Here is a 15,543-nt window from a genome sequence, read left to right as displayed (position 1 = left end):
GGGTTCTGGTGTCACTCGTCGAGGAAGGAGCGCAGATGCTCGCTTCGCGTCGGGTGGCGCAGCTTGCGCAGCGCCTTGGCTTCGATCTGACGGATCCGCTCACGCGTTACGTCAAACTGTTTGCCCACTTCTTCGAGTGTGTGGTCGGTGTTCATGTCGATACCGAAGCGCATGCGCAGTACCTTGGCTTCACGGGCAGTGAGGCCGGACAGCACTTCGCGAGTCGCTTCTTTCAGGCTTTCAACGGTTGCTACATCGATTGGCGACTGCATGGTCGAGTCTTCGATGAAGTCACCCAGATGAGAGTCTTCGTCATCACCGATCGGGGTTTCCATGGAGATCGGCTCTTTAGCGATCTTCAATACCTTGCGGATCTTGTCCTCAGGCATCTCCATGCGTTCGCCCAGCTCTTCCGGGGTCGGTTCGCGACCCATTTCCTGCAGCATCTGGCGGGAAATGCGGTTGAGCTTGTTGATCGTCTCGATCATGTGCACCGGAATACGGATGGTGCGCGCCTGGTCGGCGATCGAGCGAGTGATCGCCTGACGGATCCACCAGGTGGCATAAGTCGAGAACTTGTAACCACGACGGTATTCGAACTTGTCCACCGCTTTCATCAGGCCGATGTTGCCTTCCTGGATCAGATCGAGGAATTGCAGGCCGCGGTTGGTGTACTTCTTGGCGATCGAGATCACCAGACGCAAGTTGGCTTCAACCATCTCTTTCTTCGCACGGCGGGCCTTGGCCTCACCGATCGACATGCGACGGTTGATGTCCTTGATTTCAGCGATGGTCAGACCAGTCTCGGTTTCCAGCGCGATCAGTTTCTGCTGGCAACGGATGATGTCCGGCTGTACGCGACCAATGGCTTCGGCGTATTTGCTCTTGCCTTTGGCCAGGGCGTCGGACCAGCTTTCGTCGACTTCGTTGCCCGGGAACTGACGCAGGAAATCGGCGCGTGGCATACGTGCATCACGAACGCACAATTGCATGATCGCGCGCTCTTGCTGACGCAGACGATCCAGGGCACTGCGAACACGCTCGACCAGGGCTTCGAATTGCTTCGGCACCAGTTTGATCGGCATGAACAGCTCGGCCAGGGCCAGCAACTCGGCAATCGCTGCCTTGTTGTGACGACCGTGCTTTTTCAGGGCCTTGCGGGTGATTTCCATCTGGTCGGACACAGCGCCGAAACGCTGGGCAGCGATGACCGGATCCGGACCGCTTTCGGCTTCTTCTTCGTCATCCGAAGATTCGGCTTCATCGTCGTCGGTGTCGTCGTCGGCCTTGGCGGCTTTCGCGTCGATCGGCGGTGGCACTTCGGCAGCCGGCGGCGCAATGCCGTCGTCCGGGTCGATGTAACCGCTCAGAACGTCGGACAGGCGACCACCTTCGGTGGTGACGCGAGTGTACTCGGAGAGAATGTGGTCAACCGTGCCAGGGAAGTGCGCGATAGCGCTCATCACTTCACGGATGCCCTCTTCGATACGTTTGGCGATTTCGATTTCGCCTTCACGAGTCAGAAGCTCGACCGTACCCATTTCACGCATGTACATGCGCACTGGGTCAGTGGTGCGACCGATATCGGTCTCCACCGCTGCCAACGCGGCGGCTGCTTCTTCCGCAGCGGCCTCGTCGGTATCGGCGTCGGCCAACATAAGGGCGTCCGCATCCGGAGCACTCTCGTGTACGGGGATCCCCATGTCGTTAATCATGCGGATGATGTCTTCCACCTGCTCCGGATCTGAAATATCCTCGGGCAGGTGGTCGTTGACCTCGGCGTAAGTCAGATACTTCTGCTCACGACCCAGTTTGATCAACTCAATAATACGAGACTGCTGTTGCGCTTTTCCGGACATAACACCCTATCCACTGAAGGTCTTGGCGGGCAAAAAACAAGCCGAGGATTATACCTGAGCTATGACCTCACGCGCCAGTTGAGGTCGGGTTTGATGCGGAAACATTGCGACTTAAAAGGTCGCGCAGTTGATTTTTCTCTTCGGCGCTCAGTTCGCTTTGACGCGCTTTCCTGAGCAACTGTTCCAGATTTCGCTCGCGTTGGCGGGCTGACAAGCTAGTAATGGTGTCGAAAAACTGTTGTTCAAGGTTTTCTCCGTCAATCAGCCACTCCTTTTCCGCCAGTGCCTTGAGCAGGCGACCCTGTTCAGTGCCGTGCCATCGCGCGATCAACTGAAATGAGTTTAGCTTGGGATTCTTCTGTACGGCTTCGAGCAGTGCCACAAGCAACTGTGCATTGGTCTGATTTTCATCCGCAATGTGCCCGGCGTCTTCGACGCGCTCGGCCAGTTGCGGGTGATGCAGCAATGTTCGCAGGGCGGTCAGGGTCGGTGATTCGACGCCAATCGGCGTACGCGGGCGCTGTTGGTCGCGATCACCGCCACGCTTGCCGTTCTTGTCCCAGGGTTTCTTGTCCCATTTCTTGCCGCCGGCGCCGGGTTTCTTCGGCGTCCACTCCTGCTGCGGCACATACATGTCTTGTGCCTGCGGCTGATGGTAGTCGCTGTAATCCGGCATTGCGTCGTAATCGATGCCCGGATCGTACGCGGGCGGCGCTTCCTGCGGCGCGCTTTGTGCCAGCTGACTGACGGTTTCGCTGCTCAGACCGGTAATTTCGGTCAAGCGCTGGCGCATCAGGATGCGCAGGTTGGCGCCCGGCACTTTGTCGATCAGCGGCGCGGCGAGGGTGGCCATATGGGCCTTGCCCTCGAGCGAGCGCGGATCGGCTTCCTCGGTCAGTTGCTGGAAGAAATAATCTGCCAGCGGCTGCGCATGTTGGTTGATTCGGGCTTTGAAGGCATCAGTGCCTTCGGCGCGAACCAGGGTGTCCGGGTCTTCGCCTTCGGGCAGAAACAGAAAGCGCGCGCGGCGCCCGTCCTGCAGGCACGGCAGTGTCGCTTCCAGTGCGCGCCATGCAGCATTGCGGCCGGCCTGGTCACCGTCGAAACAGAACAAGACGTTCGGCACGACACGAAACAGGCGCTTGAGGTGTTCTTCGCTGGTCGCTGTGCCCAAGGTCGCGACGGCATTGCGCAAGCCCTGCTGGGCGAGGGCGATGACGTCCATGTAACCCTCGACGACGATGATTTCGTCGAGGTTGCGGTTGTTCTTGCGTGCCTCATAGAGGCCGTAGAGTTCCTGGCCTTTATGAAATACCGGGGTTTCCGGCGAGTTCAGGTATTTCGGCTTGTCATCACCCAGTACCCGGCCACCGAAAGCGATGATCCGGCCACGGGTATCGCGGATCGGGAACATCACGCGATCGCGGAAGCGATCATAGCGTTTGCCGGTCTCGGCGTTCTCGATCAGCAGGCCGGCGTCGATCATGGCCTTCTGCTGCAAAGTGTCGCTGCTCAAATGCTTGAACAGATTGTCCCAGCCCGGCGGCGCAAAACCGAGACCGAAGTCCCGGGCGATCTCGCCGGTCAGGCCGCGGCCCTTGAGGTAGTCCACCGCAGCCTTGCGCGCCGGATGGCTCTTGAGCGCCTGGCGGTAGAAGTCGGCGGCGGCGGTGAGCAGCGGGTACAGCGGCGAATCGGTTGGCTGTCGCGGTTTGTGCGGGCGGCCGCTTTCTTCGCGGGGGATTTCCATGCCGGCGGCTTTGGCCAGGTCCTCGACAGCCTGGGGAAAGTCCAGGTTGTCGTGGTCCATGAGAAAGCCGAGGGCGTTGCCACCGGCGCCGCAACCGAAGCAGTAATAGAACTGCTTGTCCGGGCTGACGCTGAACGACGGGGTTTTCTCTTTATGGAACGGGCAGCAGGCGGTGTAGTTCTTGCCGGCCTTTTTCAGTTGCACGCGCGAGCTGACCACGTCGACGATGTCGGTGCGGTTCAGGAGGTCGTCAATAAAGCTCTGGGGAATCAGCCCGGCCATGGCGTTCTCGTCTGTGCTGTAATGAGTCCGATGCGAAGGGCGGCCGGACGCAGGTCTTGAGTGAAGCGCACAAAATGGGCGGCTCGACCGGTGTCGTTTGCGTGATCGCTGTCGGGAAGTGTATCTGCCGAAAATCCACTGACGTTAGTACCAATCAGTCTTCGACTATTTGAAAGTGTTGCGCTGAATCCGCTGACGGCCGATAAAGGGCCTCGGATAGCTCAATAAAGCGGGCACGCATGCAGGTGCCTTGGGCTGATCGTCGTGAGAGGAATCAGTGGGTGTGCTCGTCAGTAGCCTTGAAAGGCTCGTCAGAAAAGACGTGCACCGCTGGCAAAAGAGCCAGGTCTGACGCGTGAAGCGGATTTGTCTCGGTCGCGTGTGCGGCTTCGACGGTGAAGCATCAAGCGTTTTACGCAAATGCCATTAGCCCGGCTGAGGGCCGGGCTTAGGCAAGAAGCTTGCTACGATCGTCTGTGTATTAGTACAGACGAACGGCGCGGCGCTGTTCGCGCTGAACTTTCTTGGCGTGACGCTTAACAGCGGCTGCTGCTTTGCGCTTACGCTCAGAAGTTGGCTTCTCGTAAAATTCGCGGCTACGAACTTCAGCCAGTACACCGGCTTTTTCGCAGGAGCGCTTGAAACGACGCAGAGCTACGTCGAAGGGTTCGTTCTCTTTAACTTTGACGGCTGGCATCCAGAGCTACCTTCATTCATTACCGGGGTCAACATCCTCGCGGCAAAAGAGCACTTGAAGACGTCGGTTTTTAAGGGTTGCGGATGTTAACCCCTCATCGCTCGGAATGCAAAGCCTCTGATCGAAAACCGCTAGTCGGGGCATCGCGTGGCGACTATTATGCGCGCCTTCGAATTCAGCCTAAACAAGGCGCAAACCCATGCTAGTACTGGGATTAGAAACCTCCTGCGACGAAACCGGCGTCGCATTATACGACAGTGAACGCGGCCTGCTGGCTGACGCGCTGTTCAGCCAGATCGACCTGCACCGCGTCTATGGCGGCGTGGTGCCGGAGCTGGCCTCACGTGACCACGTGAAACGCATGCTGCCCTTGATTCGTCAGGTGTTGGCCGAGGCTGACTGCGTGCCGACCGAGATCGATGCGATCGCCTACACTGCGGGCCCGGGCCTGGTCGGGGCGCTGCTGGTCGGTGCCTCGTGTGCTCAGGCGCTGGCGTTTGCCTGGGGCATTCCGGCACTTGGTGTGCACCACATGGAGGGCCACTTGCTGGCGCCGATGCTGGAGCCAAAACCGCCGGAATTCCCGTTCGTCGCTTTGTTGGTGTCCGGTGGGCATACGCAGCTGGTTCAGGTCGATGGTATTGGCCAATACAGCCTGCTCGGCGAGACCCTCGACGATGCTGCCGGCGAAGCTTTCGACAAAACCGCGAAAATGATGGGACTCAATTATCCGGGCGGGCCGGAAATTGCCAAGCTGGCCGAGAAGGGCGTCGCAGGACGTTTCACCTTCCCGCGTCCGATGTGTGATCGCCCGGGCCTGGATTTCAGCTTCAGCGGCTTGAAGACCTTTGCCCTCAACACCTGGCAACAATGCGTCAGCGCCGGGGACGACAGCGAGCAAGCCCGTTGCGACATCGCGCTGGCGTTCCAGCAGGCGGTGGTGGAGACTTTGACCATCAAGTGCAAGCGTGCCCTGAAACACGCGGGCATGAAGCGTCTGGTGATCGCTGGCGGCGTCAGCGCCAACAAGGCCTTGCGCGCTTCGCTGGAAAAGATGCTCGGTGACATGCAGGGCGACGTGTTCTACGCCCGTCCCGAGTTCTGCACCGACAATGGCGCGATGATCGCGTTTGCCGGTTGTCAGCGTTTGCAGGCCGGTCAGCAGGAAAGTCTGGCGATCAGCGTGCAGGCGCGCTGGCCGATGGAGCAGTTGTCGGCGCTGTGATTGGCGGTGTGGCTGAACGGTATTTAAAAATGCCGTTCGCGCCCGGCAAACAGGTCGCGTAGATTGCCGCGGTGGCGCCAGACGATCAGCAGTGTCAGCGCGCTCATCGGCAGCAGCGCTTCCGGTTCTTGCCACGCGAGTAAGGGCAAGGTCAGGGGCGTGGCGATCAGCGCCGCCAGCGAGCTTGTACGGGTCAGGTAGAACGTCAGCAGCCAGGCGCACACCGCCAGCAGCGCGGCGGGTGGATACAGGCCCAGCAGCATGCCGGCGGCCGTGGCGACGCCTTTGCCGCCGCGAAAACGGAAATACAGCGGGAACAGGTGACCGATCACGGCGCACACGCCGATCCAGGCCTGATCCTGCAGCGAAAGGCCCATGACTGCTGCGATCAGCACCGGTACCAGGCCTTTGCACAGATCACCCAGCAGGGTCAGGATCGCCAGTTTGCGACCGGCCAGGCGCAGCATGTTGGTGGCGCCGGCATTACCCGAGCCACTCATTCGCGGGTCCGGATTTCCGGTCAGGCGGCTGAGCAAAATGGCGAAGGACAGAGAGCCGAGCAGGTAGGCGAAGATCGCCAGTAACCAAAACATGCTAACCATTCCGGGCGAGGACGCCCTGATTCTAACGGCGCATTGCGCCCTTGTCGTGCAGCGGAGAAAAGTGCTTGGACAGAGTGTTTATCGAGGGCCTGGAAGTCGACACCGTGATTGGTGCCTACGACTGGGAGCGCGGCATCCGACAGTGCCTGCGTCTTGATCTGAGCTTCGCCTGGGACAATCGCCCGGCAGCAGCCGGTGACGACCTGACCCTGGCGCTCGATTACGCCAGCGTTTCCACGCGCATCCAGGCGTTTGCCGAGCAATCCCAATATCAACTGGTCGAAACCTTTGCCGAGCGCCTGGTCGAAGTGCTGATGGCCGAATTCAAGATCACCTGGGTTCGCCTGAAACTGACCAAGCCGGGCGCCGTGCCGGCCGCCAAGGGTGGCGTGGGTGTGGAGATCGAGCGCGGATGTCGCTGACTCAGGTGTACCTCGGGCTCGGTAGCAATATCGAGCGCGAAACCCATTTGCGCGCCGGGCTCGACGCTTTGGCGACGTTTCTGGTGGATATCCGCTGTTCGGCGGTGTTCGAGAGCCAGCCGGTGGGGATCAAGAGCGGGCCGTTCTTCAACTTCGTGGTCTCGGCGCTTACCGATCTGCCATTGATGGAGCTGGATCGGCGCCTGAAATTCATCGAAGCCGATAACGGTCGCTATGCACCGGATCGCAAGGGGCTGCCGCTGGATATCGACGTGCTGTTGTACGGCGATCTGACCGGTAACTTCGACGGCTTGATTCTGCCGCGTGCCGAGATTCTGAAAAACGCCTTTGTGCTGTGGCCGCTGTCGCTGATTGCGCCGGATCGGGTGCATCCGTGCGTGGGAAAAAGCTTCGCGACGTTGTGGGCCGAGGCGCAGATTGATCAGGTGTTGGCGCCGGTGGCTTTTGAATGGCGTGGTGAACAATTGACCTCGCCGAATATCTAGAAGCAAAGATCGTCCGATCACGGCCCGAGCCTGCGGCAGCTCCTACATGGAAAACCAAGTCCCTCTGTAGGAGCTGCCGCAGGCTCGGGCCGCGATCGGACGATCTTTTGATCTTGCTTTAGCGGTTTTCTTTGTATGCCTTCAATGCCTTGAGCCGCTCACGCTTGAGCGCTTCGCCCAGCTCCGGGCCTTTGAATCCTTTCTCCAGCAACGGCTGGACTGCCACGCCACGCGCCACACTGGCCGCACCGCGCAGATAATCCGCCTGTGGATAACTGCGCTGCTCCAGGCCCTTGCGCCCACGGGCATCCATCTCGCAGGCGACGATGAATTCCTCAAAACGCTGCGGTCGGCGATACACGTCGAAGCTCTGCAGCAGCTCCAGTAAGGTTGACGCTTTCAGCTCCAGAGCGCGGTGGCCATGGGTGTGATACTGGCCCATCAGCAACGCCAGTTCCTGACAGTCCTTCGGCGCCTTGAAGCGCTCGTTGACCGCTTTGATCAGCTTCAGCCCGGTGTGCTCGTGAGCGATGTGCCTTGGCCATTCTTCTTTCGGGGTCAGGCCTTTGCCGAGGTCATGCAGCAGGCAGGCCCAGCGCACGGTCAGCGGCTGTTGGTGCAGAGCTGATTGTCCGAGCACGCTCAGGGTGTGGATTCCGCTGTCGATTTCCGGGTGATGAGCCTCCGGTTGCGGTACACCGAACAGCGCGTCGACTTCCGGCATCAGTTCTTTCAGGGCACCGCAGTCGCGCAGCACCTGGATGAACACTTGCGGCTGATCTTCCATCAGTGCGCGGGAGATTTCCTTCCAGCTGCGTTCGGCAGTCAGCGCCTGCAGTTCACCGGACTCGCTGAGCTGGCGCATCAGCTCCAGAGTCTCCGGTGCGACAGTGAAGCCAAGTCCGGCATAACGGGCGGCGAAGCGCGCAACGCGCAGAACTCTTAGCGGATCTTCGGCGAATGCGGGGGAAACGTGGCGCAGGATGCGCGCTTCGAGGTCGCGCTGGCCATGATACGGATCGGTGAGGTTCTGCTGGTCGTCCTCGGCCATAGCATTGATGGTCAGGTCACGGCGGATCAGGTCTTCTTCAAGGGTGACTTCTGGGCTTGCGTGAAAAGTGAACCCGCCATAACCACGACCGCTTTTGCGTTCGGTGCGGGCGAGGGCATATTCCTCGCCGGTTTTCGGGTGCAGGAATACCGGAAAATCCGCGCCAACCGGGCGATAACCCTTGGCGAGCATTTCGTCCGCCGTAGCGCCGACCACTACCCAATCAATATCGGTCACCGGTAACCCGAGCAAGCGATCGCGTACCGCACCGCCAACCTTGAAAATCTGCATAAAAAACCTCCGTTAGCCCGACAGGATAACCCTTGCGTCGGACTTTCGGAGGTCAAAACCGCATCTAGAGATGAATCACGGCCAGGTCGAGCCGACCGTAATCGCCTTCGCTGTGTTCACTTCGCGGCGGTACGTGGTGAGTTTTCATGATCTGGTCGCCCTGCAGGGTTTCCAGGTGAATGTCGAAGCCCCACAGCCGATGCAAATGTTTCAGTACCTCGTCGGTGGAATCGCCCAAGGGTTTGCGGTCATGTTGCTGGTGACGCAGGGTCAGCGAGCGGTCGCCGCGCCGGTCAATGCTGTAGATCTGCACGTTCGGCTCGCGGTTGCCAAGGTTGTACTGCGCGGCGAGGGTTTCACGAATAATCCGGTAACCGGTTTCGTCATGGATCGCCGGTACCAGCAAATCGTCCTTCTGATCGTCATCGAGGATGCTGAACAGCTTCAGGTCGCGGATAACCTTGGGTGACAGGTACTGGAGGATGAAGCTCTCATCCTTGAAACTGCTCATGGCGAACTTGATGCTCGACAGCCAGTCGGAACCGGCGATGTCCGGGAACCAGCGCCGGTCTTCCTCGGTGGGGTTTTCGCACATGCGGCGGATGTCGCGATACATCGCAAAGCCCAGCGCGTAAGGGTTGATCCCGTTGTAGTAGGGGCTGTCGAAGCCTGGCTGGAACACCACGCTGGTGTGCGAGGTGAGGAATTCCATCATGAACCCGTCGGTCACCAGGCCCTCGTCGTACAGGTCGTTCATCAGCGTGTAGTGCCAGAACGTGGCCCAGCCTTCGTTCATTACCTGAGTCTGACGCTGTGGATAAAAATACTGGGCGATCTTGCGCACGATCCGCACGATCTCCCGTTGCCACGGCTCCAGCAACGGCGCGTGCTTCTCGATGAAATACAGAATGTTTTCCTGCGGCTCGGCCGGGAACCGGGCGTTGTCCTTGTCGCTGTACTTGTCCGCGCCTTTGGGAATAGTGCGCCACAGATCGTTGATCTGCTTCTGCAGGTGCTCTTCGCGATCTTTCTGCCGCCGGCGTTCTTCCTCGGCGGAAATCGGATACGGACGTTTGTAGCGGTCGACCCCGTAATTCATCAGCGCATGGCAGGAGTCGAGCAGGTCCTCCACCGCATCGATACCGTGGCGTTCCTCGCATTGCATGATGTACTGCTTGGCGAACACCAGGTAATCGATGATCGAACTGGCATCGGTCCAGGTGCGGAACAGGTAATTGCCCTTGAAGAAGCTGTTGTGGCCGTAGCACGCGTGCGCCACCACCAGCGCCTGCATGCAGATAGTGTTTTCTTCCATCAGGTAGGCGATGCACGGATCCGAGTTGATCACGATCTCGTAGGCCAGCCCCATCTGACCGCGGCTGTAGGATTTCTCGGTACTGAGGAAGTGCTTGCCGTAGGACCAGTGGTGATAGCCCAGCGGCATGCCGACCGAGGCATAGGCATCCATCATCTGCTCGGCGGTGATCACTTCAATCTGGTTGGGATAAGTGTCCAGGGCGTAGCCGGCCGCAATCCGGGCGATCTCGCGGTCGTAGGCCTGGATCAGCTCGAACGTCCATTCGGAGCCGGTGGAAATGGGTTGGCGTTTCTGCTCTTTGGCGGTCATGTCACTAACCTGCGCTGGAAGAGTTCACGGAAGACCGGATAGATATCTCCGGCCGAGACCAGTTGCTGCTGGGCAAACGTGTCGGAAAAGGCTTCGGCGATGCGTTCGTATTCGTACCAGAGGGCCTGGTGTTCGCGCGGGGTGATCTCCACATAAGTGTAGTACTGCACAAACGGCATGATCTGATTGATCAGGATGTCGCGGCAGATCGGCGAGTCATCGTTCCAGTTGTCGCCGTCGGAAGCCTGAGCGGCGTAGATGTTCCACTCGTTGCTCGGGTAGCGCTCGGCCATGATCTCCTGCATCAGCTTCAGGGCGCTGGAGACGATGGTGCCGCCGGTTTCCCGTGAATAGAAAAACTCTTCCTCGTCCACTTCCCGGGCGCTGGTGTGGTGACGGATGAACACTACGTCGATCTTGTCGTAGTTTCGCTTGAGGAACAGGTACAGCAGGATGAAAAAGCGTTTGGCGATGTCTTTGGTCGCCTGGGTCATCGAGCCGGACACGTCCATCAGGCAGAACATCACCGCTTTCGAGCTGGGGTTGGGTTGCTTGATCAGCAGGTTGTATTTGAGGTCGAACGTATCGAGGAAGGGCACGCGGTGGATGCGCGCGCTGAGCTTTTCGATTTCTGCTTCGAGTTCCTGGATATCGCCGAAGTTATCCGGCTCTTCGCGCTTTAACCGCGCCAGTTCCTCTTTGGCTTCGCGCAGTTTGGCGCGGCTGCTGCCGGACAGCGCAATGCGCCGGGCGTGGGCCGAGCGCAGGGTGCGGATGATATTGATCCGCGATGGGTTGCCCTCGTTGCTGATCCCGGCGCGTACGGTCTTGAACGTGTCGGTACCACTGAGGTTGCGTTTGACCAGGTTCGGCAGTTCGAGGTCTTCGAACATGAATTCAAGGAATTCTTCCTGAGTGATCTGGAAGACGAATTCGTCCATGCCCTCGCCGGAATTGCCGGCCTTGCCGGGACCGCGTCCGCCGCCACCTCCCGGTGGCCTGGCGATGTGTTCACCGGCAGTGAATTCCTTGTTGCCGGGGTGAACCACGGTCTGCTTGCCGCCGCGACCGTGGTGAAGCACCGGTTCGTCGATATCGCGACCGGGAATGCTGATCTGTTCGCCGTGTTCCATATCGGTGATGGAACGGCGGCTGACCGCCTCTTCGACAGCCTTCTTGATGTGATCACGGTAACGCCGCAGGAAGCGCTGGCGGTTCACCGTGCTCTTGTTCTTGCCATTGAGACGTCGGTCGATCACATAGCTCATACGTGGCCCTCCGGGCAGCTTCAAGTTGTGAGCTGCGAGCCGCAAGTAGAAGCACAGCGTTCACATGCTTTTTTCTTGCAGCTCGTAGCTTGAAGCTTGTAGCTGTTTTACTGCGATTTCCGGACCCGTAGGTACCATTCGGACAGAAGTCTTACCTGTTTGTCGGTGTAGCCGCGTTCGACCATTCGAGTGACGAAGTCGTTGTGTTTCTGTTGATCCTCTTTGCTGGCCTTGGCATTGAAGCTGATGACTGGCAGCAGGTCCTCGGTGTTCGAGAACATTTTCTTCTCGATGACCACCCGCAGTTTTTCGTAGCTGAGCCAGGTCGGATTCTTGCCATTGTTGTTGGCCCGGGCGCGCAACACGAAGTTGACGATCTCGTTGCGGAAATCCTTCGGATTGCTGATGCCTGCCGGTTTCTCGATTTTCTCCAGTTCTTCGTTCAGAGCGACACGGTTGAGAATCTCGCCGGTTTCCGGATCGCGGTACTCCTGATCCTGAATCCAGAAGTCCGCATACAGCACGTAGCGGTCGAAGATGTTCTGCCCGTACTCGCTGTAAGACTCCAGATAAGCGGTCTGGATCTCCTTGCCGATGAACTCGATATAACGCGGCGCCAGGTACTCCTTGAGGTAGCGCAGATAACGCTCGCGGGTCTCGGCCTGGAACTGTTCCTGCTCGATCTGCTGCTCCAGCACATACAACAGGTGCACCGGGTTGGCGGCGATTTCATGCGGATCGAAGTTGAACACCTTGGACAGGATCTTGAAGGCGAAGCGGGTCGACAGACCGTTCATGCCTTCGTCGACGCCGGCCGAGTCCCGGTATTCCTGGATCGACTTGGCCTTTGGATCGGTGTCCTTGAGGTTTTCCCCGTCGTAGACGCGCATCTTCGAATAGATGTTGGAGTTTTCCGGCTCCTTGAGGCGCGACAGCACAGTGAACTGCGCGAGCATTTTCAAGGTGTCCGGCGCGCAATGGGCCTTGGCCAGCGAACTGTTGAACAACAATTTGTCGTAGATCTTCACCTCGTCACTGACGCGCAGGCAGTACGGCACTTTGACGATGTAGATCCGGTCGATGAAGGCTTCGTTGTTCTTGTTGTTGCGGAAGGTGTGCCATTCCGATTCGTTGGAGTGCGCGAGCAGGATGCCGGTGAACGGAATCGCCCCCAGCCCTTCGGTACTGTTGTAGTTGCCTTCCTGCGTGGCAGTCAGCAATGGGTGCAGCACCTTGATCGGTGCCTTGAACATTTCGACGAATTCCATCAGGCCCTGGTTGGCCCGGCACAGCGCCCCGGAGTAGCTGTAGGCGTCGGCGTCGTTCTGTGGGTATTCCTCGAGTTTGCGGATGTCGACCTTGCCCACCAGCGCCGAGATGTCCTGGTTGTTCTCGTCGCCCGGTTCGGTCTTGGCCACGGCGATCTGGTTGAGGATCGACGGATACAGTTTGACCACACGGAACTGACTGATGTCGCCGCCGAACTCGGCCAGGCGTTTGGTCGCCCACGGCGACATGATGGTGTTCAGGTAGCGCCGTGGGATGCCGAAGTCTTCCTCGAGGATCGCGCCATCTTCAGTGGCGTTGAACAGACCCAGAGGCGATTCGAATACCGGCGAGCCCTTGATCGCATAGAAGGGCACTTTTTCCATCAGCTGTTTCAGCTTCTCGGCCAGGGACGATTTACCGCCACCGACGGGGCCGAGCAGATAGAGGATCTGTTTCTTCTCTTCCAGGCCTTGGGCGGCATGGCGGAAATACGAGACGATCTGGTCGATGCATTCTTCCATCCCGTGGAAGTCTTCAAAGGCCGGATAACGACGTATCACCTTGTTGGAGAAGATCCGCGACAGCCGCGAGTTGGTCGACGTATCGAGCAGCTCGGGTTCGCCGATGGCCATCAATAGACGCTCGGCGGCGGAAACGTAAGCGCTGCGATCCTTTTTGCACAGCTCCAGGTACTCCTGCAGCGAGAGTTCCTCCTGGCGTGTGGACTCGAAGCGTTGTTGGAAGTGGCTAAAGATACTCATGACGTCACCTCGCTCGATACGTGGAGCCGACGCCGGGTCACTCAGTCGATGCTGGCAAGCAGCCGCGGTGGCCGCTTGTTTACCCCCCAGAACACTTTCGCGGTCGACAACCTTGAAAGTCACTCCCGATGACCCGTGCGCCGGTGTACCGGCTCTCCCCTGTTTTGGATGGCCTGGGCTTAAGGATAGTTGGGAATTCGAGAGGTAAAGGCGAGATACGTAATTAGTTGTGGCAGACCGTTCGTCTGCCACGCGCAGGCCCGCGTGAGCCGGGGCCTGCGTGCTGCAAAAAAATTATTCGGCGGTGCCTTGCGCGGTTTCCAAAGGATAAGTCGTACGCCACAACTCGAAGCCGCCGTCCATGCTGTAGACGTCGGAGAAGCCTTGGCTGACCAGATAGGCAGCAGCGCCCTGACTGGAATTGCCGTGATAGCAGACGACAACGGTCGGTGCATCGAGGTCGGCGCCTTGAATGAAGGCGTGCAGGGAGTGATTGTCCAGATGCTTCGAACCGCTGATATGCAGAGCGGCGAAAGTGGCAGGATCACGTACATCGACCACCACGGCACCTTGCTCGCGCAGGGCCTGGGCCTGTTCCGGGGGGATTCGTTTGAATTCGCTCATGGCGGGTTCCTGTTGCTCGGCAGAATGCGCAGTCTAACGCGGCGCGCTGACTGGCGAAGTTTCGGGGATAAGTGGTGCGACTGATGGTGCAAGCCCGCCGTGCTCATCGCATTTGCACGACACACGCTCGCCGCTGTCGACGTTCATCAGGGTCAGGCTGCCGCCCCAGACACAGCCGGTGTCCAGCGCCGAGATGCCCGGTTCTTGAACATTGCCTTCCAGCGCGGCCCAGTGGCCGAAGATGATCCGCAGACCGTGGGTCTTGCGTTCTTTGTGCTGGAACCATGGCTTGTAGCCCGGAGGGGCAGTATCCAGGCCTTCCTTGCTTTTGAGATCGAGCTTGCCGTCGGCGGTGCAGAAGCGCATGCGGGTGAAATAGTTGGTGATGACGCGCAGGCGGGTCACGCCAGTGAGATCACTGTCCCACTTCGCCGGCTCATTGCCGTACATGCCATCGAGATACAGCGCAAACAGGTTGTCGTCACGCAGCGCGGCTTCGGCCTCGGCGGCGTACTTCAAGGCCTTGCGCAGTGACCACTGCGGCGGTATGCCCGCGTGCACCATGGCCACATCGCGTTGCTCGTCGTAGTGCATGAGTTTCTGTTGGCGCAGCCATTCGAGCAACTCGGCAGCATCAGGGGCTTCGAGAATCTCGCGCAGGGTGTCGGATTTCTTCAGGCGTTCGATATTGTTGGCGGCGGCCAGCAGATGCAGGTCGTGGTTGCCGAGTACGCAGACCAGCGACTCGCGCATGCCGTAGAGAAAACGCAGGGTCTCCAGCGACTGAGGGCCACGGTTGACCAGATCGCCGACCAGCCACAGCCGATCAAGCTTCGGATCGAAAGCCACTTGCCTGAGCAGACATTTGAGTGGTTCGAGGCAGCCTTGCAGGTCGCCGACGGCGTACGTCGTCATCAGTGCAAGGCTCCGGGGACGGCGAGGCGGAAAGGTTTGATGATCGCGTCGAAATGTTTGCCGTCGGTAGCGACCATTTCGTAGGTGCCCTGCATGGTGCCGACCTTGGTGGTCATGACCGTGCCGCTGCTGTAGGTGTGGCTTTTGCCTGCGTCGATCAGCGGTTGCTCGCCGACAACGCCTGCGCCGCGAACCTCTTCGACATGCCCGTCGCCGTCGGTGATCACCCAGTGCCGCGATATCAGACGGGCGGGCTGCTCGCCATTGTTCTGCACGGTGATGGTGTAGGCGAAGGCGAAGCGGTGGTGCTCGGGTTGCGATTGGTCTGCCAGGTAGCGGGTAACGACACTGACGTCGACCTTATAACGAGGATCGGACATGCAAAAGGGCCTTA

General features: G+C 59.2%; 14 protein-coding genes. 3 read left to right on the top strand and 11 right to left on the bottom strand.

Annotated elements, in window-relative coordinates; translation table 11 throughout:
- Window positions 1-11 precede the first annotated feature (11 nt).
- The 3 genes from rpoD to rpsU form a co-directional block, all read right to left on the bottom strand.
- Window positions 12-1,859, bottom strand: coding sequence for an RNA polymerase sigma factor RpoD (gene rpoD, locus BW33_RS00255; protein WP_047596442.1), 1,848 nt, complete (start codon window positions 1,857-1,859; stop codon window positions 12-14).
- A gap of 67 nt (window positions 1,860-1,926) precedes the next feature.
- Window positions 1,927-3,891, bottom strand: coding sequence for a DNA primase (gene dnaG, locus BW33_RS00250; protein WP_007966496.1), 1,965 nt, complete (start codon window positions 3,889-3,891; stop codon window positions 1,927-1,929).
- Between the two features lie 481 nt (window positions 3,892-4,372).
- Window positions 4,373-4,588: a 30S ribosomal protein S21 gene (rpsU, locus tag BW33_RS00245; protein WP_002551877.1), complete on the bottom strand. Its 216-nt coding sequence runs from the start codon at window positions 4,586-4,588 to the stop codon at window positions 4,373-4,375.
- Between the two features lie 199 nt (window positions 4,589-4,787).
- Between rpsU and tsaD the strand changes: the two genes are divergently transcribed.
- Window positions 4,788-5,813: a tRNA (adenosine(37)-N6)-threonylcarbamoyltransferase complex transferase subunit TsaD gene (gene tsaD / locus BW33_RS00240; protein ID WP_047596441.1), complete on the top strand. Its 1,026-nt coding sequence runs from the start codon at window positions 4,788-4,790 to the stop codon at window positions 5,811-5,813.
- Between the two features lie 23 nt (window positions 5,814-5,836).
- Here the strand turns inward: tsaD and plsY are convergent, their stop codons facing one another.
- The gene (plsY, locus tag BW33_RS00235; RefSeq protein WP_047596440.1) at window positions 5,837-6,406 is read right to left on the bottom strand and encodes a glycerol-3-phosphate 1-O-acyltransferase PlsY; all 570 of its coding nucleotides are present in this window, start codon (window positions 6,404-6,406) and stop codon (window positions 5,837-5,839) included.
- A gap of 74 nt (window positions 6,407-6,480) precedes the next feature.
- On the opposite strand from plsY, the gene folB reads away from it, so the two are divergent.
- Window positions 6,481-6,837 (top strand): dihydroneopterin aldolase, encoded by a 357-nt coding sequence (gene folB, locus BW33_RS00230; RefSeq protein WP_003228857.1) that lies wholly within the window; start codon window positions 6,481-6,483, stop codon window positions 6,835-6,837.
- Entirely contained in the window at window positions 6,828-7,343 is a 516-nt protein-coding gene (gene folK, locus BW33_RS00225) for a 2-amino-4-hydroxy-6-hydroxymethyldihydropteridine diphosphokinase (RefSeq protein WP_047596439.1), read from the top strand. The genes folB and folK overlap by 10 nt, the downstream gene beginning before the upstream one ends.
- A 118-nt stretch (window positions 7,344-7,461) precedes the next feature.
- Here folK and BW33_RS00220 read toward each other — a convergent pair whose 3' ends face one another.
- From BW33_RS00220 to apaG, 7 genes are all read right to left on the bottom strand, one after another.
- Window positions 7,462-8,685, bottom strand: a complete 1,224-nt coding sequence (locus BW33_RS00220; RefSeq protein WP_047596438.1) for a multifunctional CCA addition/repair protein — start codon at window positions 8,683-8,685, stop codon at window positions 7,462-7,464.
- A gap of 64 nt (window positions 8,686-8,749) precedes the next feature.
- Complete coding sequence (locus BW33_RS00215; RefSeq protein ID WP_027610714.1) at window positions 8,750-10,312, bottom strand: SpoVR family protein; 1,563 nt, start codon at window positions 10,310-10,312, stop codon at window positions 8,750-8,752.
- Entirely contained in the window at window positions 10,309-11,580 is a 1,272-nt protein-coding gene (locus BW33_RS00210; protein ID WP_003228849.1) for a YeaH/YhbH family protein, read from the bottom strand. Before BW33_RS00210 ends, BW33_RS00215 begins: the two co-directional genes overlap by 4 nt.
- Before the next feature lie 107 nt (window positions 11,581-11,687).
- A complete protein-coding gene (locus BW33_RS00205) occupies window positions 11,688-13,610 on the bottom strand; it encodes a PrkA family serine protein kinase (RefSeq protein WP_003228848.1) in 1,923 nt (640 codons plus the stop codon).
- Between the two features lie 294 nt (window positions 13,611-13,904).
- Window positions 13,905-14,234 carry a thiosulfate sulfurtransferase GlpE gene (gene glpE, locus BW33_RS00200; protein ID WP_047596437.1) on the bottom strand — a complete coding sequence of 110 codons (330 nt, stop codon included), beginning with the start codon at window positions 14,232-14,234 and terminating at the stop codon, window positions 13,905-13,907.
- 33 nt (window positions 14,235-14,267) lie between these two features.
- A complete protein-coding gene (locus BW33_RS00195) occupies window positions 14,268-15,149 on the bottom strand; it encodes a symmetrical bis(5'-nucleosyl)-tetraphosphatase (protein ID WP_047596436.1) in 882 nt (293 codons plus the stop codon).
- Entirely contained in the window at window positions 15,149-15,529 is a 381-nt protein-coding gene (apaG, locus tag BW33_RS00190; RefSeq protein WP_047596435.1) for a Co2+/Mg2+ efflux protein ApaG, read from the bottom strand. The genes BW33_RS00195 and apaG overlap by 1 nt, the downstream gene beginning before the upstream one ends.
- Between the last annotated feature and the right edge of the window lie 14 nt (window positions 15,530-15,543).

Source organism: Pseudomonas sp. RIT288 (genome assembly GCF_000631985.1).
In the GTDB taxonomy this organism is placed as follows: domain Bacteria; phylum Pseudomonadota; class Gammaproteobacteria; order Pseudomonadales; family Pseudomonadaceae; genus Aquipseudomonas.
The sequence above is the reverse complement of the archived record's forward strand: the minus strand, read 5'-3'. Positions and strand labels throughout refer to the sequence as shown.

Excerpts from the sequence above, each read along its gene's own strand:
- apaG (WP_047596435.1), bottom strand. The coding sequence starts at position 15,529 with ATGTCCGATCCTCGTTATAAGGTCGACGTCAGTGTCGTTACCCGCTAC.
- tsaD (WP_047596441.1), top strand. The coding sequence starts at position 4,788 with ATGCTAGTACTGGGATTAGAAACCTCCTGCGACGAAACCGGCGTCGCA.
- rpsU (WP_002551877.1), bottom strand. The coding sequence starts at position 4,588 with ATGCCAGCCGTCAAAGTTAAAGAGAACGAACCCTTCGACGTAGCTCTG.
- BW33_RS00210 (WP_003228849.1), bottom strand. The coding sequence starts at position 11,580 with ATGAGCTATGTGATCGACCGACGTCTCAATGGCAAGAACAAGAGCACG.
- plsY (WP_047596440.1), bottom strand. The coding sequence starts at position 6,406 with ATGTTTTGGTTACTGGCGATCTTCGCCTACCTGCTCGGCTCTCTGTCC.
- BW33_RS00205 (WP_003228848.1), bottom strand. The coding sequence starts at position 13,610 with ATGAGTATCTTTAGCCACTTCCAACAACGCTTCGAGTCCACACGCCAG.
- glpE (WP_047596437.1), bottom strand. The coding sequence starts at position 14,234 with ATGAGCGAATTCAAACGAATCCCCCCGGAACAGGCCCAGGCCCTGCGC.
- folK (WP_047596439.1), top strand. The coding sequence starts at position 6,828 with ATGTCGCTGACTCAGGTGTACCTCGGGCTCGGTAGCAATATCGAGCGC.
- rpoD (WP_047596442.1), bottom strand. The coding sequence starts at position 1,859 with ATGTCCGGAAAAGCGCAACAGCAGTCTCGTATTATTGAGTTGATCAAA.
- dnaG (WP_007966496.1), bottom strand. The coding sequence starts at position 3,891 with ATGGCCGGGCTGATTCCCCAGAGCTTTATTGACGACCTCCTGAACCGC.
- BW33_RS00220 (WP_047596438.1), bottom strand. The coding sequence starts at position 8,685 with ATGCAGATTTTCAAGGTTGGCGGTGCGGTACGCGATCGCTTGCTCGGG.
- BW33_RS00195 (WP_047596436.1), bottom strand. The coding sequence starts at position 15,149 with ATGACGACGTACGCCGTCGGCGACCTGCAAGGCTGCCTCGAACCACTC.
- BW33_RS00215 (WP_027610714.1), bottom strand. The coding sequence starts at position 10,312 with ATGACCGCCAAAGAGCAGAAACGCCAACCCATTTCCACCGGCTCCGAA.